Source organism: Primorskyibacter marinus, from assembly GCF_003313245.1.
Classification (GTDB): Bacteria; Pseudomonadota; Alphaproteobacteria; order Rhodobacterales; family Rhodobacteraceae; genus Primorskyibacter; species Primorskyibacter marinus.
On the sequence record NZ_QJSD01000001.1, the window covers coordinates 253,802 to 276,372 of the forward strand.

Consider the following 22,571-nt stretch of genomic DNA (forward strand, 5'->3'; position numbering starts at 1 on the left):
GAGCACTGCATGACACGAGTCTGGGCCCCCCTCGTGCTGCTGGCGGCGGTGGCATTTGCCGCCTCGCCGCTGCTGTCGCAGGGGTTCAGCGGGTTCCCTCCTGACCGCTTTCCGATCCCGCAGGTCAACCCGCCCGTGCAGCCTGCGGGCTACGCGTTCTCGATCTGGGGGCTGATCTATGCGTGGCTCATCGTCGGCAGCGGCTTTGGTCTGATCCGCCGGTGGGACGATCCCGACTGGGCACCGATGCGGCCCTGGCTTCTTGCCAGCATGGCGGTGGGGGCTGTCTGGATCCCGCTGGCGAACCTTTCGCCAGTCCTTGCCACGGTGCTGATCTTCATCATGCTGGGCACGGCATTGATGGCACTGTTCAAGTCCGGCGATACCGACCGCTGGTGGCAACAGGCACCGATCGCGGTCTATGCAGGCTGGCTGACAGCCGCCTCGGCCGTGTCGGTCGGGCTTTTGCTGGGCGGATATGGCTGGTTGCCGGAAACCCCCGCGGCGCTACTGGCGCTGAGCCTGGGGCTGGCAGGTGCTGTGGCCACGCAATATTTCCTGCACCGTGCGCCGAGCTACGGCATCACCATCATCTGGGCGCTGGTGGGGATCATCGTCGCCAATTCCGACCCGTTGAACGTCGCGGTGACGGCGCTGGCCGTCATCGGCATCCTGGTCATCCTCGCCCTGCGCGGCACCGATACCGAATAGACCCGAAAGCCAAGAGGCACCGGGTTGCGCGCCTTGTCAGGCACGCCCCCGGTGCGCGACGGGCCCCCGCCGCAAAGCGAAGGCCCTGCCGTCAATTATTCAGCGACAACACCGGCTTCGCGCGCGGCGGCCAGCTCGTCGGCATCGACTTCACCGTCACCCGACGTGTCGATCTGGGCAAACCCATCCTCGGTCAGATCGGGATAGGCCGCCTGAAGCTCTTCCATCGAATAGGCACCGCTGGCATCCATATCCTCGACCATGGTCTCGGCATGAACCTGTGCTGCACCAAGAGCAAGGACAGTTCCGAGTGTGAGTGCTGCGAGTTTCATAAGTCTTCTCCTAGGTTGAGTTGCACGGCCATTCAGGGCCGCGAAATCGACGGCGTTTCGTCCGTCATGCCCCTGACAAAGCCCTCTTTCCCGCCCCTTTCAAGCCCAACCAGAGCGCTTTGGGCACCGCCCGAGAAATCGGCAGATCAACGCCACCGACAGGCAGAAGATTGCCGAAAAACCCGGCGGAAAAACGCATCCGCATCCGGTTTTAACCACCTCTGCGCGGACCCCCGCCAAGCCTGCGCGCAGGTTCCCGCCGCCCCTGCCGCAAAACCGGCCAATGGCAGGATTTCGCTCGCAAATTTGCCTCACCAAGGGCCCCGCCGTGACAGCTTCTTCTTGGTAAAAATACTCGAATCGAAACAGCCTTCCGGGGTCGTACCCGAAAGGCTGTCGCGTCACGCTGCAAACTGCTGAATAAAGAGCGCGCGGAAGCGCTCAATCTGGAAACCACTACTTCGGGCGCTTGCCCAGATGCTTGGTCAATGCGCCCGCATTGGTCTTGCGGCGGCCCTTGAAGGGGTTCTTGTCGCTTTGGCCACGCATGAACAGCCGGATCGGGGTGCCGGGCATGTCGAAATCCTCGCGCAGCCCGTTCACAAGATAGCGCGAATAGCTGGCAGGCAGCTTGTCAGGATGCGAGCACATCACCACGAAACCCGGTGGCCGGGTCTTGGCCTGCGTCATGTAGCGCAGCTTGATGCGCTTGCCCTGCGGCGCGGGCGGCGGGTGTTGTTCCAGCATGCCGGTCAGCCAGCGGTTCAGCTGCGCGGTGGACACGCGACGGTTCCAGACGTCATGCGCCTTCATCACCGCGGCGTGCAGCCGGTCCAGCCCCCGGCCCGTCTTGGCCGACACCGTCACCAAAGGCGCGCCGCGCAATTGCGGCAGCAGGCGTTCAAAGGATTCCTTGAGATCGCGCAGCTTGCCCTGGCGGTCTTCCTCGATGTCCCATTTGTTCACGGCGATCACCACGGCGCGGCCTTCGCGTTCGGCAAGGTCGGCGATCCGCAAATCCTGGCTTTCGAACGGAATTTCCGCATCCAGCAGCACGACGACGACTTCGGCGAATTTCACCGCGCGAAGCCCGTCTGATACGGACAGCTTTTCCAGCTTGTCCTGCACCTTGGCCTTCTTGCGCATGCCTGCCGTGTCGAAAATCCGCACCGGCGTGCCGTCCCAGCTGGTGCGGCTGGAGATTGCATCGCGGGTGATCCCGGCCTCTGGCCCGGTCAGCATCTTGTCTTCGCCCAGGATCTGGTTGATCAGCGTCGATTTGCCGGCATTGGGTCGGCCGACGACGGCGATCTGCAATGGTTTCGCATCCGTGATGGGACGCAGGGCCGGGCCGTCTTCGCCTGCCTCGGCTTCGTCCTCGTCCAGTGTCACATCGACCTCTGGCGCATCCTCGGCGGCACGTTCGGCAAAGCCGTCGGCCAGCGGCATCAGCTGCACATAGAGGTCGTTCAACCCTTCGCCATGTTCGGCGGACAGGCGGATGGGTTCGCCCAGCCCAAGGCTGTATGCCTCGATCACACCGGCATCGGCGGCGGCACCCTCGCCCTTGTTGGCGGCCAGGATCACATGTTTGGCGCGTTTGCGCAGGATCTCGGCAAATACCTCGTCCGTGGTCGTCACGCCCGCGCGCGCGTCAATCATGAACAGGCAGATATCGGCCATGTCCACGGCGCGTTCGGTCAGTTTGCGCATCCGGCCTTGCAGGGATTCGTCCGTGGCCTCTTCCAGCCCGGCGGTGTCGATCACGGTAAAGCGCAGATCGGCAAGGCGGGCATCGCCTTCGCGCAGGTCGCGCGTCACCCCCGGCTGGTCATCGACCAGAGCAAGGCGTTTGCCGACAAGGCGGTTGAACAGCGTGGATTTGCCCACATTCGGGCGGCCCACGATGGCGAGGGTGAAGGACATTTTCAGGCTCCAAGGCGCGTCAGACCGCCCCGATAGCGCAATTTCGCGTCAACGGAAAGCGTGGAGTTGCCCATTGGACGACACGACATACAGCACACCGCCCATGACGATGGGCCGCGACGTCGCGCCACCGGGAATTGCAGTGCTGCCGACCAGCGCGCCGCTGACCGGGTCAAAGCTGCGGATCTGCCCGTCCGAGGACGCGATGACCAACCGGCCACCTGCCAGGATCGGACCGAAATGCGCGTGGATCGCCTTGCGTTTGCGCGGGCGGTTCTCGCGGGTATAGCCGGGCAGTTGCGCCGCCCAGATCCGGCTGCCGTCAGAGGCGTCCAGACGCAAAAGCTCGTTGCGGTCGGATACGAAGAACACCGATCCGCCAGTGACCCAAAGCGCATCCAGCGCCCCGTCCCGCGCGGTCCAGATCCGGTCGCCGCTATCGGCGTTCAGCGCCATGGTGCGGCCCGAATGGGTGCCCGCGTAAAGCACATCGCCAACCAGCATCGGATCGCCCGTCACATCGCCGATGCCAGCCGCGGCATAGCCCTGCCGCTGACCCGCGAGCGAGGCGTTCCACAGCCGGATGCCGCCTTTGCGGAAGGTCGATTGCAACTCGTTGGAACCGAAGGAGAACACCACCTGCTTGTCGTTGACCACCGGCGCGGGGCCGCCTGCGACGTTGTTTACATCCGAAAGCCCGTCGATCTGCCAGCGAATGCGGCCGGTATCGGCCTCCAGCGCCCAGGCGGTGCTGTCGCCCGCGACCAGATAGACGACGCCGTCATGATAGCTGGGCGTGCCGGTGCCGCTGGCTTGCAGTTTCTGTTGCCATTTCTCGGCGCCGGTCGCCGGGTCGAGCGCCGTCAGGGTCCCGAAGCCGGACGAGACGTACAGCGTGCCATCCCCCAGCGCCAGACCGCCGCCGCCCGCATCCCCCGCACCGTCACGCGCCGGGGTCAGGGAGGCCTGCCACAGCGTCGCGCCGCCGGTCGATGTCGCGGTCACGGTCGAGGCGCTGTCCATGGTGAAGATGCGCCCCGATCCGCCGACGGGATCGGTCGAGATCCGCGCCCGGCGCTTGTCGCCCTGCCCGATACTTGAGGACCAGACCGGGGTCAGGTTGCGGCCCAGCTGCGCGTGGTCAACGCGAAACAACGCGCTGCCCGCGGCTTGCGGCCAGCTGCCATTGGTGGACATGGCGGGAAGGCGGATCGGTGCCTCGCGGTTGATGCCGTCATTCAGCGCATCGGCCTGATCGACAAAGCCATCCTCGGCCTGCAAGACCTCGCGCAGGTCCAGCCGTTCGCCCGGCAGGATCACTTCACGTTCTCCACAGGCACCAAGCAACATCAGCCCGGCCAAACCGGCCATCCCGCTAAATTTCAGCACAGCATCGTCCCCTTATCGTCCTGCTTCACGGATTTGCGCCCGTCGGTCGCCTTGCCTATCCGGCGGAAACTTCGCCGGGCGTGCCACCAAGGGCAACAATCAACTGTGTTGCCCGCCGACGCAAGCCCGAGGTGATCTCGGCATCTTCGAGAAGCGCCTGCAAGCGGGTCAACGCCGCGTCGCGATCCCCGGTTTCAATGTCGATCAGCGCAAGCTGTTCTTCGGCCAGAAGGCGCACCGGGCTGCCGGGCGTGGCCAGCCCTTCGAACCGCAGGCGTCGGTCTTCGACAGTGATGTCCGTGCCGCCGCGTGTCAGCGCCTTGTAGGCCGCGATCTGGCGGTAGATTTCGGGAACCTCCGCATCGGCGCTGATCGCATCAAGGCTGTTGCGCGCGCCCGCATCATCCCCGGCGCTCGCCTGTTCGGACGAGGTCAGCAGATGCAGCAGCGCCTTGCCGCCGGGGGTCGGCGCGTCGATCGCGGTCAGGGCCGAAACCCGTTCCTGCGCGTCGTCCTGTTCCAGCGCGGCCAGAATCGCATCGCCCAACTGTTCGGCAGAGGCGCGGGCGCTGGCCTTGCGCCATTCGTTCCATGCCGCCCCGCCCACCAGCAGGATCACGACCAGCACCGCAATCCAGCCATAGCGCTTCATCAGCGCAAAAAGCCTGTCGCGGCGGACCTCTTCGGTCACCTCATCAATGAAACTGTCGGAATTGCTCACAAGCGGCCCCTGTCTGCGATTGGGTAGCGGTCTATACCACTGGTTTTGCCCCCTCTTAACGGTTGCGGCGCGGCGTGCCAAGGCCGCATGAGACCGCGACTGCACAGCCGAAGCCATGTCGTTTCACTGCTGCCTTGCGCGGCGATGTAGAAAAGTTTATTTTGAACCAAGCAGTTCAGCGCATGTCTTTCGACATGGTCCTTCCGGGGGATCGGTCGGGGCGGACAGGCCATCCCATTGGAAGGATAATCATGCGGATCGTTTCGATCGTCACCGCGTTATTGGTGTCCGCACTTTTGTTTGCCATTGTTTTTCAGCGTGAGGCGTTACTGGATTTTGCGCGCCAAGCAACACCCGACGCCCTGATGCGCGGCGACACGCCCGGCGCGGGGGATACCGACGAACAGGCGGAACCGCAACCTCCCGCCGCATCCGAGGCCGCATCGGAAAATGCCGCCGAACCGGCCCCCGGCACGGTGTCGGTGATCGCACGGCACTCGGTCGCGCGCGAAGTGGACAGTGCGGTTGTCTTGCGCGGCGAGACCACCGCCGCCCGTCAGGTCGATGTCCGGGCCGAAACCACCGCCCGCGTCGTGTCAGAGCCGCTGCGCAAGGGGTCTTTTGTCAACGAGGGCGAATTGCTGTGCCAGCTTGAACCGGGCACCCGCGACTCCGCTCTGGCCGAAGCAGAGGCACGTCTGGCAGAGGCTCGCGCCCGTGTGCCCGAGGCTGGTGCCCGTGTGGCAGAGGCACAGGCGCGGCTGGAAGAGGCGAAGATCAACGACAATGCCGCTTCGTCCCTGCAACAGGACGGGTTTGCCTCGGCCACGCGGGTGGCCACCACCAAGGCGGCGGTCAGCTCTGCCGAGGCGGCGGTCGAATCGGCCAGATCCGGGCTGGAAAGCACGCAGGCCGGCATTCAGGCCGCCGAAGCCGCCGTGGCCTCGGCACGCAAGGAAATTGAGCGGCTGGAGATTCACGCGCCCTTTGCCGGGCTGCTGGAAAGCGACGGGGCCGAGTTGGGCAGCCTGTTGCAGGCCGGTGGCATCTGCGCCACCGTCATCCAGCTTGACCCGATCAAGATGGTGGCATTTGTGCCGGAAACAGAGGTCACGAGGATCGAGATCGGTGCCCCTGCTGCTGCCCGCCTGACGGGCGGCGAGGAAACCAAGGGGCGTGTCACCTTTCTGTCGCGCAGCGCCGACGAGACCACCCGCACCTTCCGGGTGGAGGTGCAGGTGCCCAATGCCGCACTGGCCCTGCGCGCGGGCCAGACCGCCGAGATCCTGATCGAGGCCGAGGGTGCCATGGCGCATCTGCTGCCGCAATCGGCGCTGACGCTGAACGATGAAGGCGCGCTTGGGGTGCGCACGGTTACGGCCGATGACGCGGCGCAGTTCATCCCTGTCACCCTGCTGCGCGACACGCGTGAAGGCGTGCTTGTCACCGGCCTGCCGGACAAGGTGGATGTCATCACCGTCGGGCAGGAATATGTGGTCGACGGCGTGCCGGTGGCCGCGACCTACAAAGAGGTCACGCAATGACCGGTATCGTCGACTGGGCCGCCGAACATGCCCGGATGGTCATCGCCTTCATTTTCCTGTCGCTGGCGATCGGCGTGTTTGCCTATGCCATGCTGCCCAAGGAGGGCGAACCGGATATCGAGATCCCGGCGCTGTTCGTGTCCGTCCCCTTCCCCGGCATTTCCGCCGAGGATAGCGAGACATTGCTGGTCAAGCCGATGGAGACCGAGCTTGCCGATCTGGACGGGCTGAAAACCATGTCGGCCACCGCGTCCGAGGGCTATGCCGGGGTCGCGCTGGAATTTGAGTTCGGCTGGGACAAGACCAAGACCATGGCCGATGTCCGCGACGCCATGAGCAATGCCGAGGCAGGCTTTCCCGCCGGGGCAGAGCAATATTCGATCAACGAGATCAACTTTTCCGAATTTCCCATCGTCATCGTCAATCTGACCGGGGCCGTTCCCGAACGCACCATGACCCGCGTCGCCAAGGAATTGCAGGACCGGGTCGAGGGGCTGGACGCGGTGCTGGAGGCGGCCATCGCGGGCAATCGCGACGAGATGCTGGAAGTGGTGATCGATCCGCTGCGGCTGGAATCCTACAATGTCACGGCAGGCGAGCTGATTTCCGTTGTGCAGAACAACAACCAGTTGATCGCCGCTGGCGAGGTAGAGACCGATCAGGGCACGTTCAGCGTCAAGATCCCGTCCAGCTTTGACGATGCCAGCGATGTCTACAACCTGCCGGTCAAGACCAATGGCGACCGGGTGGTGACGCTGGGCGATCTGGCTCAGATCCAACTGACCTTCGAGGACCGCACCGGCACCGCGCGCTTCAACGGTCAACCGACGGTCGCGCTACAGGTGGTCAAGCGCAAGGGGTTCAACCTGATCGACACCGCCGCCGAGGTCACGCGGGTTGTCGAGGAGGCGCAGGCCAACTGGCCGCCCGAATTGCAGGCCGCTGTCAAGGTCGGCACCTCCAACGACCAGTCGCGCACCGTGGGGTCCATGGTCAGCCAGTTGGAAGGCTCTGTCCTGACGGCGATTGCGCTGGTGATGATCGTGGTGCTTGCCTCGTTGGGGACGCGGCCCGCGCTGCTGGTGGGGTTTGCGATCCCGACCTCCTTCATGCTGTGCTTTGCCTTTCTGGCGATCATGGACATCGCGATTTCCAACATCGTGATGTTCGGGTTGATCCTTGCCGTGGGCATGCTGGTCGATGGGGCCGTGGTGGTGGTGGAATATGCCGACAAGCGGATCTCGGCCGGGGTTGGCCCGATGCATGCCTATGTCGAGGCGGCCAAGCGGATGTTCTGGCCGGTCGTGTCCTCTACCGGGACGACGCTGTGTGCGTTTCTGCCGATGCTGTTCTGGCCGGGGGTTCCGGGCGAGTTCATGGGCATGTTGCCGGTCACGCTGATCTTCGTGCTGTCGGCCTCGCTGGTGGTGGCGTTGATCTTCCTGCCGGTGATGGGCGGGGTCACGGGGCGGTTTTCGCGGATGCTGGGCAATGCCAGCGCCGCGCTGCGCCACAATCTGCCGTGGCTGGCCCGCGCGGCGCTGGTGCCGGTGGCGATGCTTGCGCTGTTCGCGGGGGCGATGCAGGCGCTGAACCCCGATTACCTCCTGCCCTTCGGCCCGCTGGTGGGGTGGGCGCTTTCCGATGCGGGCGGCGTTCCGGGCATCGTCATCGGTGTGCTGGCGCTTGGCCTGCCCTTCGTCTTGGCGGCCGTCTTCGCCTCTATCGTGATGGGGGCCGCAAAGATCGAACGCCGTGCCAGCCGGGTGCAGGGGCGTTATCGCCGCCGCCCGTTCGGCTGGCTGATCTGGCTGATCGCGGGCAACCCGGTGATGCCGCTGGTGACCATCGCGGCGGTCGCGATTTTCGTGGGCAGCGTGTTCACCTATTTCGGGGCCAACAATAACGGCGTGGATTTCTTTGTCGAAAGCGAACCGGAACAGGCCATTGTCTATGTCCGCGCGCGTGGCAATCTCAGCCTTGCCGAAAAGGACGGATTGCTGGCCGAGGCGGAAGAGATCGTTCTTGCCCATCCCGGTGTGCAGACGGCCTTTGCCTTTGCGGGCGATGGCGGGCTGAATTCCAACACCGGCGGCGCGCAATCGCCCAAGGACACGATCGGCCAGATCCAGCTGGAAACCGTGCCGTGGGAGGATCGCCGCGACGTGCCCGAGCTGGATGGCGATGTGGTGCTGGCCGAACTGACCGAACAGCTGGAAGCCCTGCCGGGGATCGAGATCGAGATCCTCAACCTTGCCATGGGGCCGGCCAGCGGCAAGCCCGTGCATCTGCGGCTGAAGGGTGACAACTGGGAGGATCTGCTGACCGCGACCGACATCGCGCGCACCCGGTTTGAGGAAACACCCGGCCTGACCTTGGTCGAGGACACCCGCCCCCTGCCCGGCATCGACTGGCAGATCGACGTGGATGTCGAAAAGGCAGGCCGCTACGGAGCCGATGTGGCCACGGTGGGCGCGATGGTGCAGCTTGTCACACGCGGCATACTACTGGACACGATGCGCGTTGACAGTTCCGACGAAGAGATCGAAATCCGCGTGCGCCTGCCGGAAAAGGACCGCGTGCTGTCAACGCTGGACACGCTGAAGGTGCGCACGGCGGACGGGCTGGTGCCGCTGTCAAATTTCATCTCGCGCAAACCCGTGGCCAAGCTGGCAGAGATCAACAGGATCGACCAGAAACGCTATTTCGACGTGAAGGCGGATGTGGTGGACGGGCTGGTGTCGTTGAAGGACGTGCAGAACGACGCGTTGGTTGGCATCGGGCGCGCACGGATGCAGGACAGCACCGGCACGCCGGATATTCCGGGCGGCGATTTTGGCTATGACATCGTGTCCTTGTCCGATCCATCCGCATCGGTCGACCCCGAAACGCTGAAAACGGTGCCGCTGAACGCCAATGAACGCATAGCGGTGCTGACAAGCTGGCTGGACAGCACCCCGTTCCCGTCTGACATCACATGGGAATGGACCGGCGATCAGGAGGATCAGGCCGAAAGCCAGGCCTTCCTCGGCAATGCCTTTCTGGGCGCTCTGGGGCTGATGTTCATCATCCTGCTGGCGCAGTTCAACAGCCTTTACAACTCGGTCCTGGTGCTGCTGGCGGTGGTCTTGTCCACCACCGGCGTGCTGATCGGGATGCTGGTGATGGATCAAAGCTTTTCGATCATCATGACCGGCACGGGGATCGTGGCGCTGGCCGGGATCGTGGTGAACAACAACATCGTGCTGATCGACACCTATCAGGATTACGCACGCTACATGCCCCGGATCGAGGCGATCATCCGCACCGCAGAGGACCGCATCCGCCCGGTGCTGCTGACCACGATCACCACGATGGCGGGGCTTGCGCCGATGATGTTCGGGCTGAGCCTCGATTTCATCAATGGCGGCTATTCGATCGACAGCCCGACCTCGCTTTGGTGGAAACAGTTGGCGACGGCGGTGGTGTTCGGACTGGGCATCGCCACGGTGCTGACGCTGGTCGTAACGCCGTCGATGCTGGCGCTGCGGGTCTGGTTCGTGGCTTATATCGGCTGGTTCGCGCGTCTGCTGGCAAAGCTGTCGCTGGGCCGGTCCAGTGCGGCCGCGCAGGACTGGGCGCTGCGCCGTGCCGCGCGGCGCATCAAGGCACCGACGATCCTGTGGGAAGACACGCCAGAGGCCGCCCCCGCGCCGGGCAGCCATGTCGCGCTGAAGGCGGCCGAGTAACCACCAGCCCAAAGCGCCGACACGGAGCTTGCGGCCGGGCCTATGCCACGGCCGCCTGTTCGCTCACCAGCAGGCGGGACAGGCCGAAGGCAACCCACGCACAGATCGCGATGGCCACCACCATCGGCAGCGCCGTGCCGTCAAAGAACGGCCCCACCAACGCGATCATCGCGCCGCCTGCCAGCATCTGCATGGTGCCCCCCAGTGACGAGGCCAGCCCGGCAATCTCGCCATGCGGATCAAGGGCCAGCACCATGGTTGTCGGGATGACCAGTCCAAGGCAGGCATTGCCCAGAAACAGGCAGCCGATCAGGACATAAAGGCTTGCAAACCCGGACAGTGTCAGCACCAGAAGCAATGTCGTGAAGGCGGCAAACCCCATGACCGCGCGGCGGATCACCTTTTCGGGGCCAAGCTGTTCGCCCAGACGGGCGGCCAGCTGCGACGCGCCGAAAAAGCCGACGGCGTTGACGGCAAAAGCAATGCTGAACCCGGTGGGTGTCAGGCCGTATTGCCCGGAATAGACAAAGGGCGCGCTGGCAATGAAGACAAAAAAGCTGGCCATGCCGAAGCCACCGATGAAGGTCATGCCCAGAAATGTCCGGTCGCGCAGCAAGATGCCAGCCCCGCGCCACAGCGAGGCCAGGTTGATCGGGACGCGCTTTTCAACAGGCAGCGTTTCGGGTTGCAATGCCGCTGTCAGGGCAAGGCTGAGAACCGCACCGCCTGCAAGCACCCAGAAGATCACCCGCCATTCCGCAAAGGCCAGCACGATACTGCCCGCCAGCGGTGCCAGCATGGGCGACACGGAAATCACCAGCATCACCAGCGCCATCAGCCGGGTCGCGGCATTGCCGGTCAGCATGTCGCGAATGACCGCGCGGGGCACCACCATGACCACGGATGCGCCGATCCCCTGCACAAAGCGCAAAGCCGTCAGCGTGACAATGTTGTCGGCCATCGCACAACCGATGCTGGCGAGCGAAAAGATCGTCAGCCCGACATAAAGCGGCAGTTTGCGGCCCACCTGATCCGACCACGGGCCGTAAATCAGCTGCGCCAGCCCGAACGAGATGAAGAAAGCCGTGATCGTCGCCTGCGTCGCGGTTTCCGATACCGCCAGATCGGCGGCGATGGCGGGCATTGCAGGCAGGAACATGTCGATCGCGAAGGGACCAACGGCAGACAGAAGGCCCAGAACGAGGGCGGCGCGGAACAGTGACATGAGGAAATCCTTTCGCCATTGCCCTAGCGCGCCGCTTTGCGATGCTCAACCCCGTTTGCTGACAGTATCTGTCAGCAGGAGGTATGCGTTTCGTGATCAGGCAAGTTTGTGCTTTCGACACATCAGGCGGCTGCTTTTACATTCTGCAAATGCAGCGTTGGGCAGAATCTGTGCGGGCCAGTGACCTCAAGCCACGTCGTCTTCCTCTTCGGCCTGTTGGCGCGCCCAAAGCTGGGCGTAGCGTCCGGCGCGGGCAAGCAGATCTTCATGCGTGCCCTGTTCGATCACGTCGCCCGCTTCCAGCACGACGATGCGATCAGCATCGGCGATGGTGGACAAACGGTGTGCGATGGTGATGACCGTGCGGCCTTCGGCGGCTCGCGACAGCGCGCCCTGGATCTCGTGTTCGGTTTCCGTATCCAGCGCCGAGGTCGCCTCGTCCAGCAGCAGAATGGGCGGGTTCTTCAGAAGCGTGCGGGCAATGCCGACGCGCTGCTTTTCACCGCCCGACAGCTTCAAGCCGCGTTCGCCCACCGCCGTGTCATAGCCTTCGGGCAGTGACGAGATGAAATCGTGGATCTGTGCGGCGCGCGCGGCCTCGACAATCTGCGCCTCGGTGGCACCGTCGCGGCCATAGGCGATGTTATAGCGTATCGTATCGTTGAACAGCACCGTGTCCTGCGGCACCACGCCGATCGCGTCATGCACGCTTTGCTGGGTCACCTCGCGCAGATCCTGCCCGTCGATGCGAATGGCCCCGCCATCGACATCGTAGAAGCGGAACAAGAGCCGCCCGATGGTGGATTTGCCCGACCCCGACGGCCCGACCAGCGCCACGCTTTCGCCCGCCCCCACGGTCAGCGAGATACCCTTCAAGATGTGGCGTTCGCTGTCATAGCCGAATTTCACATTGTCAAAGCTGACCACGCCGCCCTTCACGTCAAGCGCGGGCGCGCCGGGCCTGTCCTGCACCTCGGCGGGCTGTTCGAGCAGGTCGAACATCTGGCCCATATCCACAAGGCTCTGGCGGATCTCGCGGTAGACCGTGCCAAGGAAGTTCAGCGGCATGGTGATCTGGATCATATAGGCGTTGACCATGACAAAATCGCCGACCGTCAGGTCGCCCGATTGCACGCCCAACGCCGCAAGCACCATGACCACCACAAGCCCGGTGGTGATCAGCAGGGATTGACCGAAATTCAGTACCGCCAGCGAGGTCGCGGTCTTGATCGCCGCCGTTTCATACCCCTCCATCGCCGCGTCATAGCGTCGGGCCTCGCGCGCCTCGGCTCCGAAATACTTGACGGTTTCAAAGTTCAGCAGGCTGTCGATGGCCTTCTGGTTGGCGTCGGTGTCCTGATCGTTCATCTGGCGGCGCAGCTTGACCCGCCATTCGGTAACCGCAAAGGTGAACCAGACATAGAGCGCGATGGTCACGACCACGGCCGCCAGATACCAGGCATCAAAGACGAAGAAGAAGATCCCGGCGACGAGCAGAAGCTCCAGCAGCAATGGCCCGATGCTGAACAGCAAGAAGCGCAGAAGGAAATCCACGCCCTTGACGCCGCGTTCGATGATGCGGCTCAGCCCGCCGGTCTTGCGGGTGATGTGATAGCGCAGGCTGAGGCGGTGGATATGGGTGAAGGTTTCCAGCGCCAGCATCCGCAGCGCCCGCTGACCGACCCGCGCAAAGATCGCATCGCGCAATTGCTGAAATCCCACCGACATCAGACGCGCCATGCCATAGGCGATGGTCAACCCGACGGCCCCCAGCATCAGCGGCGAGGCACCCTCGCCGCTCAGCGCGTCAACCGCGCCCTTGTAGATCATCGGCGTGCCCACCGCGACCAGCTTGCCCAGGATCAGTGTTGCCATCGCCCAGACAACCCGGTGGCGCACCCAAGCCGGGTCTTTCGGCCAAAGATAAGGCACGACCTTGCGGATGGTGCGCAGGGAAGAGCGGCGCTCGGCCTTGGCAAGATTGGCCTCGGTGGGATCCCGGCTTTCGTCGGCGGCGGCGGTGGTGGTATCTGCGGACATGGGGACGTCTTTCTGCTTCAAGACTGCCGAGATAGTCGGTGCAATGCGGAAAGACCAGTGCCCCGCCCTGCGCAGCCCCTGTGCGCGCAAGCAGGTGTGGCAGGTTATTCGGGCGCGGCGGCCGGGCTGACATCGCCGGTGTCGTCCTCCGGCAAGGCAAAGATCTGACCGGGATAGATCAGGTCGGGATTGCGGATGCGGTCGGCATTTGCGCGAAACACCCGGACATAAAGAAACCCGTCGCCGTAGCGGTCATTTGCAATCGCCCAAAGCGTATCGCCGGGCTGCACCGTCAACGCCTGTACCTGTTGCGCGTCGTTCGTCAGCCCGGCCGCCAGGGACGCAGGGGATTCGCGCTTGAACGGGCTTTCCACCCGGCTGATCACGGTGCCCTCGCCATTCACCTCGTCGATGCGCAGCGTGTAGACGCCGGTATCGACATCCGGCAGCTCTGCGCGCCAGTTGCCATCCTTTGCGATCCGCGCGGTGGTGACGGGGGTGTTGTCCAGATAGACACGGACAGATCCCTGCCCGGCCCCGCGCCCTGACAGTGCCACATTGCCAGTTTCGGAATAGGTGATCGCATCCAGTGCCACGGCCTGCGTGGCCCCGTCCGATGGGGCCTGAAATACACGCACGCCTTGCCGGTTTGCCAGGATCACGGTCGGGGCCTGTGGTGTCGGCGCAGGCACCGTATCATGCTGAGGCACGGCCCCGGCGGGCTGCGCCAGCGTGTCGGGTTGGGATTCGGACGGGCTTGTCCGGCCTGACACGCCGATCGCGTCACTTGGCCCGAGTTTTGAAGATGCGGGACGATTGGTCCTGCCTGTCGCGGGATCCTCAACAGCGAGACTGTCCGCCGATGCACCGGCCATCGCCAGCCCGGCGTCTTGCGCGTCCTGCGCGATTGCTGTCGGGTCGGTTGCCGCATTCATCCCGGCGCGCGCCGTTGTCCTGGCCATGTCGCCGGGCATGTCGCGGGTATCGGGAGGGGCGGGAATGTCGGCGGCGGATTGCTCTGGCGTTTGGGTCTTCTGCTTCGGCGAGGCGACCGCGCCGTTCGGCCCCGTGCCGGGCTGCGGCAGCTTTGCACCCGACATTTCGGCCTTGCGCCGCGCCGGCTCGACCGACGCGGGATCTTCGGGGGGGGCGACAGATCTTGGCGCAATGATGACCCGGTCTTCGGAGTCGACGGTGCCATCCCTGGTCACCAGTCGAAGGCTCAGCACGCGGGGCAGATCGTTGGGTGGCAAGGACAGAAAACTGACAAAGCGTCCCGTGCCGTCAGCCTCGACCTTGGCTTTTTCTTGCCCGTCGAGAAGTACAAGCACCCCCGCCCCCGCCGTTGCGGTCCCGGCAATCAGCGCCGCCCCGTCCGGGTCCACCCGGACGATGTCGAAACCGGGTGGCGTTTGTGGCTCTACCCCCGCCTGCGGCGCGACCGGATCATCTGCCGTAGTCACATCCGCAGCTCTGGCCTTCTGCGGCACCTTTGACGTTTCTGCCTGCGATGTATCTGCGACGGGCATATCAACCGGCGACGGTGCAGGCCTGTCCCCGGAAAAGAACACCAAGGCGAGAATGGCAGCGGTGCCTGTCCCGCCGATTGCAGCGACGCCACCAAGCGTCATGCCGGCCACCTTGTTCATGGCGATCCTTTTCATGCCCGGAGACCGGATAAATGACGACAGTGTGTCAGGAAGACACCTGCCCGGTTGAGAGTATATATCAACAAGGCTATCAGGAATCAAAACCTTGGAAAACCTATCGGAGCACGCCCACATGGCCAACTCGCCCACCCGGTCCGTCTGTGTCTATTGCGGTTCTCGCAGCGGCGACGACCCCGCCTTTCACGACGAGGCGGAAAATCTGGGCACGGCGCTGGCGGCCGAGGGCTGGCGGCTGGTTTACGGCGCGGGCGATGTCGGGCTGATGGGCGTCGTGGCACGGGCGGCGCAAGCGGCAGGCGGCGATACGTTTGGCGTGATCCCCGAACACCTGCTGCGCGCCGAGGTCGGCAAGGTCGATCTGACCCGCTTTATCGTCACCGAGACAATGCATGAACGCAAGAAGGTCATGGTGATGAACGCCGACGCAATCGTGGTCATGCCCGGCGGTGCAGGATCGCTGGATGAATTTTTCGAGGTGCTGACATGGCGTCAGTTGGGCCTGCACGCCAAACCGATCGTCCTGCTGAACGTGAACGGCTACTGGGATCCGCTGCAAGCGTTGCTGGATCATGTGATCGCGCGCGGCTTTGCCGACGCGTCCCTGGCGGCGTTTGTCACCAGCGCCACCTCTGCACACGATGTGACTGAGACGCTGCGCGACGCCCTGTGCCCTGACGCGCTGACGCAGACACAGACGCGCGGCTGAATCACCGACATATCCCCTGAGCAACTGCATTTTCGGTGGAAGCCGGCCGGGGTTCGGCCCGGCGGCAGCGTCCGAAGATGACCCCGTCCGCCTCGCAGACGCAGCTTTGTTAACGGGATCTTGAAATACCTTTGCTGTGACTCTGCCTGTCACGCGATTCTCGCGACAACACCGCTGGTGAGCAGGCGGACAGGCCATCTGCTATTTTTGACAGGTATTGCACTGGTCAAGGCTAAAAAATGGGCATAGGCAGGCTGAATGCGCCCGCCCTGTCACGGCAGGTCCGAGGCACATTGCACTGAATTCAGGACTGCGCCATGCCACACCGCCTTTCACAATTTGAGTTCGTTGCGTTGATGGCAATGATGGTATCCACCATTGCGTTCTCGATCGATGCAATGCTGCCCGCCCTGCCCGAAATCGGAACAGAGCTTAGCCCCGGTTTCGAAAATCGCGCGCAGCTGATCCTGACGACATTTGTGCTGGGCATGGGGCTTGGAACGCTTGTCACGGGGATGCTGTCGGACCGGTACGGGCGCAAACCCGTGCTGATGATCGGGGCAGTTGTCTACGTTCTGGCATCCGCCGTGGCCTGGGCCGCGCATTCGCTGGAACTGATGCTGGCGGCGCGTCTGGTGCAAGGTCTGGGTGCCGCCGGACCGCGCATTGTGACATTGGCGATCATCCGCGATTTATATGCCGGGCGCGGGATGGCAAAGATCATGTCCTTCATCATGATGGTGTTCACTTTGGTGCCCGCCCTTGCCCCGTTGATGGGCGCGTTTCTTATCGCGCATTCCGGTTGGCGGGCAATCTTCGTGGCATTTGTGGTGTTCATGGGGCTCGCCTGCCTGTGGCTGGCGCTGCGCCTGCCGGAAACCCTGCCCGTAGAGGAGCGGCGACCGATGCGGATTTCGGCCCTGAAACAGGCGCTGACGGAATTGGCGATGCACCCCACCGTGCGGCTGTCCATCATCGTGCAGACCCTGTGTTTCGGGATGCTGTTTTCAATGCTGTCATCGGTCCAGCAGATCTATGACATCACCTTTGGGCGGGGCGCGGAATTTCCGTTCTGGTTTGGGATCGTCGCGGTATTGGCAGGGACGGGCAGCCTGTTGAATGCAGCGCTGGTCGGCCGTTTGGGAATGCGGTTTCTGGTGACGGTGACGCTGGCGGTTCAGGTCGGGTTGTCCGGTGCCATGGTGCTGCTGAGCATGGCTGATCTGCCGGGCAATCTGGGCTTCGCGGCTTTCGTGATCTGGCAGATTTCGGTGTTCTTTCAGGCCGGCATGACGCTGGGCAACCTCAACGCGCTGGCGATGGAACCCATGGGCCATATCGCGGGGACGGCTGCCAGTGTGATCGGCGCGGTTTCGACCGTGTTCTCTGTCGCGCTGGCGATCCCGCTGGGATTGATGTTCGACGGCACCACCCTGCCGCTCGCCCTGGGTGTCTGTGCGATGGCCCTGGCGTCGCTGGTCATCATGTTGCACATGCGCCGCGTCGAACGTGGCCTGCCCGCTTAGCGCGCTGTTTTCGGGCGCACCCGCGCAAAAAACCGCATTGCGAAAAGCAGGTCTTTGACGCTGCACCCGCATGCGGTAGGGATCGGGCAGGTTTACCAGTCAGCCAGCGCGAAAGAGGCCCCCATGTCAAAGATCAAGGTGCAAAACCCGGTTGTCGAGCTTGACGGCGACGAGATGACCCGGATCATCTGGGATTTCATCAAGCAGAAACTGATCCTGCCCTATCTGGACATCGACCTGCTGTATTACGATCTGGGCATGGAAGAGCGGGACCGCACCGATGACCAGATCACCGTGGATGCCGCACAAAAGATCAAGGAGATCGGCGTCGGCGTGAAATGCGCGACCATCACGCCGGACGAGGCACGGGTCGAGGAATTTGGCCTGAAAAAAATGTGGCGCAGCCCCAATGGCACGATCCGGAACATCCTTGGCGGCGTGATTTTCCGCCAGCCCATTATCTGCCGCAACGTGCCGCGCCTTGTGCCGGGCTGGACCCAACCGATCGTTGTCGGGCGTCACGCTTTTGGCGATCAATACAAGGCCACCGATTTCCGCTTTCCGGGTGCGGGCAAGATCACGTTGAAATTCGAAGGTGCCGATGGCGAAGTGATTGAGCGCGAGGTGTTTGACGCGCCGGATTCCGGCGTGGTCATGGGGATGTATAACCTCGACAAGTCGATCTATGACTTTGCGCGCGCGTCGCTGAATTATGGCCTGAACCTTGGCTGGCCGGTCTATCTGTCCACCAAGAATACGATCCTCAAGGCCTATGACGGGCGCTTCAAGGAGATCTTTGAAGAGGTCTATGAGGCCGAATTCAAAGAGGCGTTCGAGGAAAAGAAGATCTGGTACGAGCACCGGTTGATTGACGATATGGTCGCCTCTTCGTTGAAATGGTCCGGCGGCTATGTCTGGGCCTGCAAGAACTATGACGGCGACGTGCAGTCGGATACCGTGGCGCAGGGATTTGGCTCGCTTGGGCTGATGACGTCGATCCTGATGACACCGGATGGCAAGGTCGTGGAATCCGAGGCCGCGCATGGCACCGTCACGCGCCACTACCGCCAGCACCAGAAGGGCGAGCAGACCTCGACCAACTCCATCGCGTCGATCTACGCGTGGACAGGCGGGTTGAAGCACCGCGCCAAACTGGACGGGAACGAGGCGCTCCAGCGTTTTGTCGAAACCCTGGAGCGGGTCATCATCGAAACGGTCGAGGCCGGGCATATGACCAAGGATCTGGCGCTGCTTGTCGGCCCGGATCAGGGTTGGCTGACGACGATGGGCTTTCTGGAAAAGGTCGAAGAGAATCTGAACAAGGCGCTTGCGGGCTAAGGCTGTTCCTTGACTGTGCGCCCTCGCGGGCGCGCAGGGTTCATTTTTGCGTACACGCAGATGGGGGCGCTGCCCCCGTCTGGCATACGCCAGCCTCCCCCGGAGTATTTTCGCCAAGAAGAAGCGATCAGGGTCAGCTGGCGGATTTGGCGCGCTTTTTCTCGGCGGCGAGTTTTTCGGCAAGGTCGCGGGCGATGGCGAAGGCACCCTGGATCTTGTCACGGTCTTTTTTCCAGTCCCGCCGGACGACGATCTTGTTTTCGCGGATCTTGGCCAGGCCTTTCTGATCCTCGATAAATTCGACCAGCCCTTGCGGCGAGGCGAATTTATCGTTGTGGAACTGGATCGTGGCGCCTTTGGGGCCGCCGTCGAGCTTGGCAATGCCTGCGCGTTTGCACATCGCCTTGATGCGGACCACCAACAAAAGCGTGTTGACCTCTTTCGGCAACGGGCCGAAGCGGTCGATGAGTTCGGCGGCGAAGCCTTCGAGTTCAACCTTCCTGGTCAGGCTGCTGAGCCGGCGGTAGAGGCCAAGGCGCACGTCGAGATCGGGGACATATTCCTCGGGGATCAGCACCGGCACGCCGAGATTGATCTGTGGTGCCCATTGATCGTCCGCCTCGGACAGGCCTTCCATCTCGCCTGCGCGGATCTTGGCGATCGCCTCTTCCAGCATGGATTGGTAAAGTTCATAGCCGACGTCGCGCATCTGGCCGGACTGTTCCTCGCCCAGAAGGTTGCCCGCGCCGCGAATGTCCAGATCCTGACTGGCGAGTGTGAAGCCTGCCCCCAGCGTGTCGAGGCTGCCCAAGACGCGCAGGCGCTTTTCGGCGGTGGCGGTCAGTTTCGCGCGCGGTTTGGTGGTGAGATAGGCATAGGCGCGGGTCTTGGACCGTCCGACCCTGCCGCGGATTTGATATAGCTGCGACAGGCCGAACATATCGGCGCGGTGGATGACCATCGTGTTGGCTGTGGGAATATCCAGGCCGGATTCCACGATTGTCGTGGCCAGAAGCACGTCGAATTTGCCATCGTAGAAGGCGTTCATGCGGTCGTCGAGTTCGCCTGCGGCCATCTGGCCATGGGCCACCACATAGCTGAGTTCGGGCAGTTGTTCTTTCAGGAAATCCTCGATCTCCGGCAGGTCGGAGATGCGCGGCACGACGTAGAAGCTTTGCCCGCCACGGTAATGTTCGCGCAGCAGCGCCTCGCGGATGGTGACGGGATCGAATTCCGACACATAGGTGCGGATGGCGAGCCGGTCCACCGGGGGCGTGCCGATGATCGACAGATCTCGCACGCCGGTGAGCGACAGTTGCAGCGTGCGCGGGATGGGCGTGGCGGTCAGTGTCAGCACATGCACATCCGAGCGCAGCTGTTTCAGCCGCTCCTTGTGGGACACGCCAAAATGCTGTTCTTCGTCGATGATCAGCACGCCGAGGTTCTGAAAGCGGATGGATTTGGCCAGCAAAGCATGCGTGCCGATGACAATATCGACGGTGCCGCGCGCGATGCCGTCGCGGGTTTGGGCCGCTTCCTTGGCGCTGACAAAGCGCGACAGGGTGCGCACCTCCAGCGGGAAGCCACGAAAGCGTTCGGCGAAGCTTTTGTAATGTTGCCGCGCCAGCAATGTCGTGGGCGCGATCACCGCCACCTGCACGCCGGACATGGCGGCGACAAAGGCGGCGCGCATCGCAACCTCTGTCTTGCCAAAGCCGACATCGCCGCAGATCAGCCTGTCCATGGGCTGGCCGGAATGCATGTCGGCCATCACATCCTCGATGGCGCGCAGCTGGTCGTCGGTTTCCTGATAGGGAAAACGCGCGGCGAAGGCGTCCCATGCGCCGGGGGGCGGATCCATGACGGGTGCCTTGCGCAAGGCCCGTTCCGCCGCGATGCGGATCAGCCGGTCGGCCATCTCGCGGATGCGTTCCTTGAGCCTGGCTTTCTTGGCCTGCCAGGCCCCGCCGCCCAGACGGTCCAGCAGACCTTCGTCATGGCCATATCTCGACAGCAGTTCGATATTCTCGACCGGCAGGTAAAGCCGCGCGCCTTCGGCATAATCCAGCAACAGGCATTCATGCGCGGCACCGGCGGCTGTGATGACCTCCATCCCCTGATAGCGGCCGATGCCGTGATCGACATGCACCACAAGATCGCCGGGGCTGAGCGATTGCGCCTCGGTCAGGAAATTCTCGGCCTTGCGGCGTTTCTTGGGCGCGCGGATCAGCCGGTCGCCCAGCACATCCTGCTCGGCAATGACCGTGATATGCTGACGGTCCTGCCACGGCCCTTCGAACCCGTGCTCCAGCGCCCAGACGGCCAGATGCAAGCCGCGTTTGCCAATGCGGGTGGCGTCCGTGATGGGGATGGTTTCGGCAAGGCCTTCGTCTTCGATCAGGCCGGACAGGCGTTCGCGCGCACCCTCGGAATAGCTGGCGACGACCACGGGGCCTTGGGCCAGCTTCGCCTTGATATGGTCGGCCAGCGCCCCGAACAGGCTGATGCTTTCCTGCTGGCGTTCGGGGGCAAAGCTGCGTCCGATACGCCCGCCCGCATCCACGACCTTTGGACCTGTGGCTTGCGGCAACGGGTGGAACTGGATCACGCGCCGCTCGGCTGTGGCGGCGTCCCATGCGGACTCGTCAAGGTAAAGCAAACCGGGGGGCGCGGGTTTGTAGACCGTGCCCATACGGTTCTTCTGCCCCATCGCAAGGCGGCGGGTTTCATACTGGTCGGCAATCGTATCCCAGCGTGCAATCCGGCTGGGGGTGACCTGATCGTCCTGTGTGATCGTGGCGCCTGGCAGGTAGTCGAACAACGTCTCCAGCCGGTCGTGGAAAAACGGCAGCCAATGTTCGATGCCCTGATGCTTGCGGCCCGCGCTGACCGCCTCGTATAGCGGGTCATCGGTGCCGGCCGCGCCAAATTCGATGCGGTAATTCTGCCGAAACCGGGTGATCGCCGCCTCGTCCAGGATCACTTCCGAAACCGGTGCAAGCTCGATCATGTCGAGCTTTTCTGTGGTGCGTTGCGTGGCGGGATCAAAGCGGCGCGCGCCGTCCAGCACATCGCCGAAGAAATCGAGCCTGACCGGTCCGCCATCGCCCGGCGGGTAGATGTCAATGATACCGCCCCGGATGGCATAATCGCCGGGTTCCATCACGGTGGGGGCCTGAGAAAACCCCATGCGGACAAGAAAGCCGCGCAACGCCTCTTCGTTGACACGCTCCCCGACGCGCGCGGTGAAGGCCGCCTTTCGCAACACGTCCCGCGCGGGGATATATTGCGATGCCGCATTGAGCGTGGTCAGCAGGATGAACCGATCCGGCATTGCGTGAACCAGCGCGGCCAGTGTCGCCATGCGCGCCGCAGAGATGTCGGCATTGGGCGACACCCGATCATAGGGCAGACAATCCCATCCCGGAAAGCTGAACACCGGCATCGCAGGCGCGAAGAAGTGCAACGCATCGCGGATCTGCGCCAGCCGCTTGTCGTCGCGGGCAATATGTATGACCGGAGCGGCGCTGCGCTCCAGCTCTTGCAGGATCAACCGGGCGTCGTAGCCTTCGGGCGCGCCACCCATGGTGATATGATCGCGCGAGGGGGTATCGGAATATGCCATAGCTGAGGCAAATGGGGCATGCCGGGGGCCGCGTCAACCTGTCTCCAGCGCGTTTGGCAGTGTGTCTGGCCTGGTTGGTGACCCTGCCCG

14 protein-coding genes are annotated in these 22,571 nt (G+C 63.4%); 6 read left to right on the plus strand and 8 right to left on the minus strand.

Going from position 1 to position 22,571, the window contains the following annotated elements; all coding sequences use genetic code 11:
- Nucleotides 1–9: 9 nt before the first annotated feature.
- Complete coding sequence (locus tag DMZ65_RS01245) at nt 10–711, plus strand: TspO-related membrane protein (protein WP_116597095.1); 702 nt, start codon at nt 10–12, stop codon at nt 709–711.
- A 95-nt stretch (nt 712–806) separates the two neighbouring features.
- Here the strand turns inward: DMZ65_RS01245 and DMZ65_RS01250 are convergent, their stop codons facing one another.
- The 4 genes from DMZ65_RS01250 to DMZ65_RS01265 all read right to left on the minus strand — a co-directional run bounded on the left by DMZ65_RS01250 (nt 807) and on the right by DMZ65_RS01265 (nt 5,079).
- Nucleotides 807–1,043, minus strand: coding sequence for a hypothetical protein (locus DMZ65_RS01250; RefSeq protein ID WP_084349877.1), 237 nt, complete (start codon nt 1,041–1,043; stop codon nt 807–809).
- A gap of 456 nt (nt 1,044–1,499) precedes the next feature.
- Nucleotides 1,500–2,969, minus strand: coding sequence for a ribosome biogenesis GTPase Der (gene der, locus DMZ65_RS01255; protein ID WP_116597096.1), 1,470 nt, complete (start codon nt 2,967–2,969; stop codon nt 1,500–1,502).
- A 48-nt stretch (nt 2,970–3,017) separates the two neighbouring features.
- Entirely contained in the window at nt 3,018–4,358 is a 1,341-nt protein-coding gene (locus tag DMZ65_RS01260; RefSeq protein ID WP_332871554.1) for a PQQ-like beta-propeller repeat protein, read from the minus strand.
- 55 nt (nt 4,359–4,413) lie between these two features.
- Nucleotides 4,414–5,079, minus strand: a complete 666-nt coding sequence (locus DMZ65_RS01265; RefSeq protein WP_116597098.1) for a hypothetical protein — start codon at nt 5,077–5,079, stop codon at nt 4,414–4,416.
- A gap of 251 nt (nt 5,080–5,330) precedes the next feature.
- On the opposite strand from DMZ65_RS01265, the gene DMZ65_RS01270 reads away from it, so the two are divergent.
- Nucleotides 5,331–6,623, plus strand: coding sequence for an efflux RND transporter periplasmic adaptor subunit (locus DMZ65_RS01270; RefSeq protein WP_116597548.1), 1,293 nt, complete (start codon nt 5,331–5,333; stop codon nt 6,621–6,623).
- Nucleotides 6,620–10,351 carry an efflux RND transporter permease subunit gene (locus tag DMZ65_RS01275; RefSeq protein ID WP_116597099.1) on the plus strand — a complete coding sequence of 1,244 codons (3,732 nt, stop codon included), beginning with the start codon at nt 6,620–6,622 and terminating at the stop codon, nt 10,349–10,351. Before DMZ65_RS01270 ends, DMZ65_RS01275 begins: the two co-directional genes overlap by 4 nt.
- Before the next feature lie 40 nt (nt 10,352–10,391).
- Here the strand turns inward: DMZ65_RS01275 and DMZ65_RS01280 are convergent, their stop codons facing one another.
- The 3 genes from DMZ65_RS01280 to DMZ65_RS19800 form a co-directional block, all read right to left on the minus strand.
- The gene (locus DMZ65_RS01280) at nt 10,392–11,576 is read right to left on the minus strand and encodes a multidrug effflux MFS transporter (RefSeq protein WP_198662600.1); all 1,185 of its coding nucleotides are present in this window, start codon (nt 11,574–11,576) and stop codon (nt 10,392–10,394) included.
- A 186-nt stretch (nt 11,577–11,762) separates the two neighbouring features.
- Nucleotides 11,763–13,616 carry an ABCB family ABC transporter ATP-binding protein/permease gene (locus tag DMZ65_RS01285; protein WP_116597550.1) on the minus strand — a complete coding sequence of 618 codons (1,854 nt, stop codon included), beginning with the start codon at nt 13,614–13,616 and terminating at the stop codon, nt 11,763–11,765.
- Between the two features lie 104 nt (nt 13,617–13,720).
- The gene (locus tag DMZ65_RS19800; RefSeq protein WP_232824842.1) at nt 13,721–15,280 is read right to left on the minus strand and encodes a LysM peptidoglycan-binding domain-containing protein; all 1,560 of its coding nucleotides are present in this window, start codon (nt 15,278–15,280) and stop codon (nt 13,721–13,723) included.
- A 118-nt stretch (nt 15,281–15,398) separates the two neighbouring features.
- Between DMZ65_RS19800 and DMZ65_RS01295 the strand changes: the two genes are divergently transcribed.
- From DMZ65_RS01295 to DMZ65_RS01305, 3 genes are all read left to right on the plus strand, one after another.
- The gene (locus DMZ65_RS01295) at nt 15,399–15,992 is read left to right on the plus strand and encodes an LOG family protein (RefSeq protein ID WP_116597100.1); all 594 of its coding nucleotides are present in this window, start codon (nt 15,399–15,401) and stop codon (nt 15,990–15,992) included.
- Between the two features lie 317 nt (nt 15,993–16,309).
- A complete protein-coding gene (locus tag DMZ65_RS01300; RefSeq protein ID WP_116597101.1) occupies nt 16,310–17,518 on the plus strand; it encodes a multidrug effflux MFS transporter in 1,209 nt (402 codons plus the stop codon).
- Between the two features lie 123 nt (nt 17,519–17,641).
- Nucleotides 17,642–18,856 (plus strand): NADP-dependent isocitrate dehydrogenase, encoded by a 1,215-nt coding sequence (locus DMZ65_RS01305; protein ID WP_116597552.1) that lies wholly within the window; start codon nt 17,642–17,644, stop codon nt 18,854–18,856.
- A gap of 133 nt (nt 18,857–18,989) precedes the next feature.
- Here the strand turns inward: DMZ65_RS01305 and mfd are convergent, their stop codons facing one another.
- Nucleotides 18,990–22,481, minus strand: coding sequence for a transcription-repair coupling factor (mfd, locus tag DMZ65_RS01310; protein ID WP_116597102.1), 3,492 nt, complete (start codon nt 22,479–22,481; stop codon nt 18,990–18,992).
- Nucleotides 22,482–22,571: the final 90 nt, after the last annotated feature.

Bases quoted from the DNA above. Each gene is read 5' to 3' on its own strand.
- DMZ65_RS01245 (WP_116597095.1), top strand. From the start codon at position 10: ATGACACGAGTCTGGGCCCCCCTCGTGCTGCTGGCGGCGGTGGCATTT.
- DMZ65_RS01250 (WP_084349877.1), bottom strand. From the start codon at position 1,043: ATGAAACTCGCAGCACTCACACTCGGAACTGTCCTTGCTCTTGGTGCA.
- der (WP_116597096.1), bottom strand. From the start codon at position 2,969: ATGTCCTTCACCCTCGCCATCGTGGGCCGCCCGAATGTGGGCAAATCC.
- DMZ65_RS01270 (WP_116597548.1), top strand. From the start codon at position 5,331: ATGCGGATCGTTTCGATCGTCACCGCGTTATTGGTGTCCGCACTTTTG.
- DMZ65_RS01275 (WP_116597099.1), top strand. From the start codon at position 6,620: ATGACCGGTATCGTCGACTGGGCCGCCGAACATGCCCGGATGGTCATC.
- DMZ65_RS01280 (WP_198662600.1), bottom strand. From the start codon at position 11,576: ATGTCACTGTTCCGCGCCGCCCTCGTTCTGGGCCTTCTGTCTGCCGTT.
- DMZ65_RS01285 (WP_116597550.1), bottom strand. From the start codon at position 13,616: ATGTCCGCAGATACCACCACCGCCGCCGCCGACGAAAGCCGGGATCCC.
- DMZ65_RS19800 (WP_232824842.1), bottom strand. From the start codon at position 15,280: ATGAAAAGGATCGCCATGAACAAGGTGGCCGGCATGACGCTTGGTGGC.
- DMZ65_RS01295 (WP_116597100.1), top strand. From the start codon at position 15,399: ATGGCCAACTCGCCCACCCGGTCCGTCTGTGTCTATTGCGGTTCTCGC.
- DMZ65_RS01300 (WP_116597101.1), top strand. From the start codon at position 16,310: ATGCCACACCGCCTTTCACAATTTGAGTTCGTTGCGTTGATGGCAATG.
- DMZ65_RS01305 (WP_116597552.1), top strand. From the start codon at position 17,642: ATGTCAAAGATCAAGGTGCAAAACCCGGTTGTCGAGCTTGACGGCGAC.
- mfd (WP_116597102.1), bottom strand. From the start codon at position 22,481: ATGGCATATTCCGATACCCCCTCGCGCGATCATATCACCATGGGTGGC.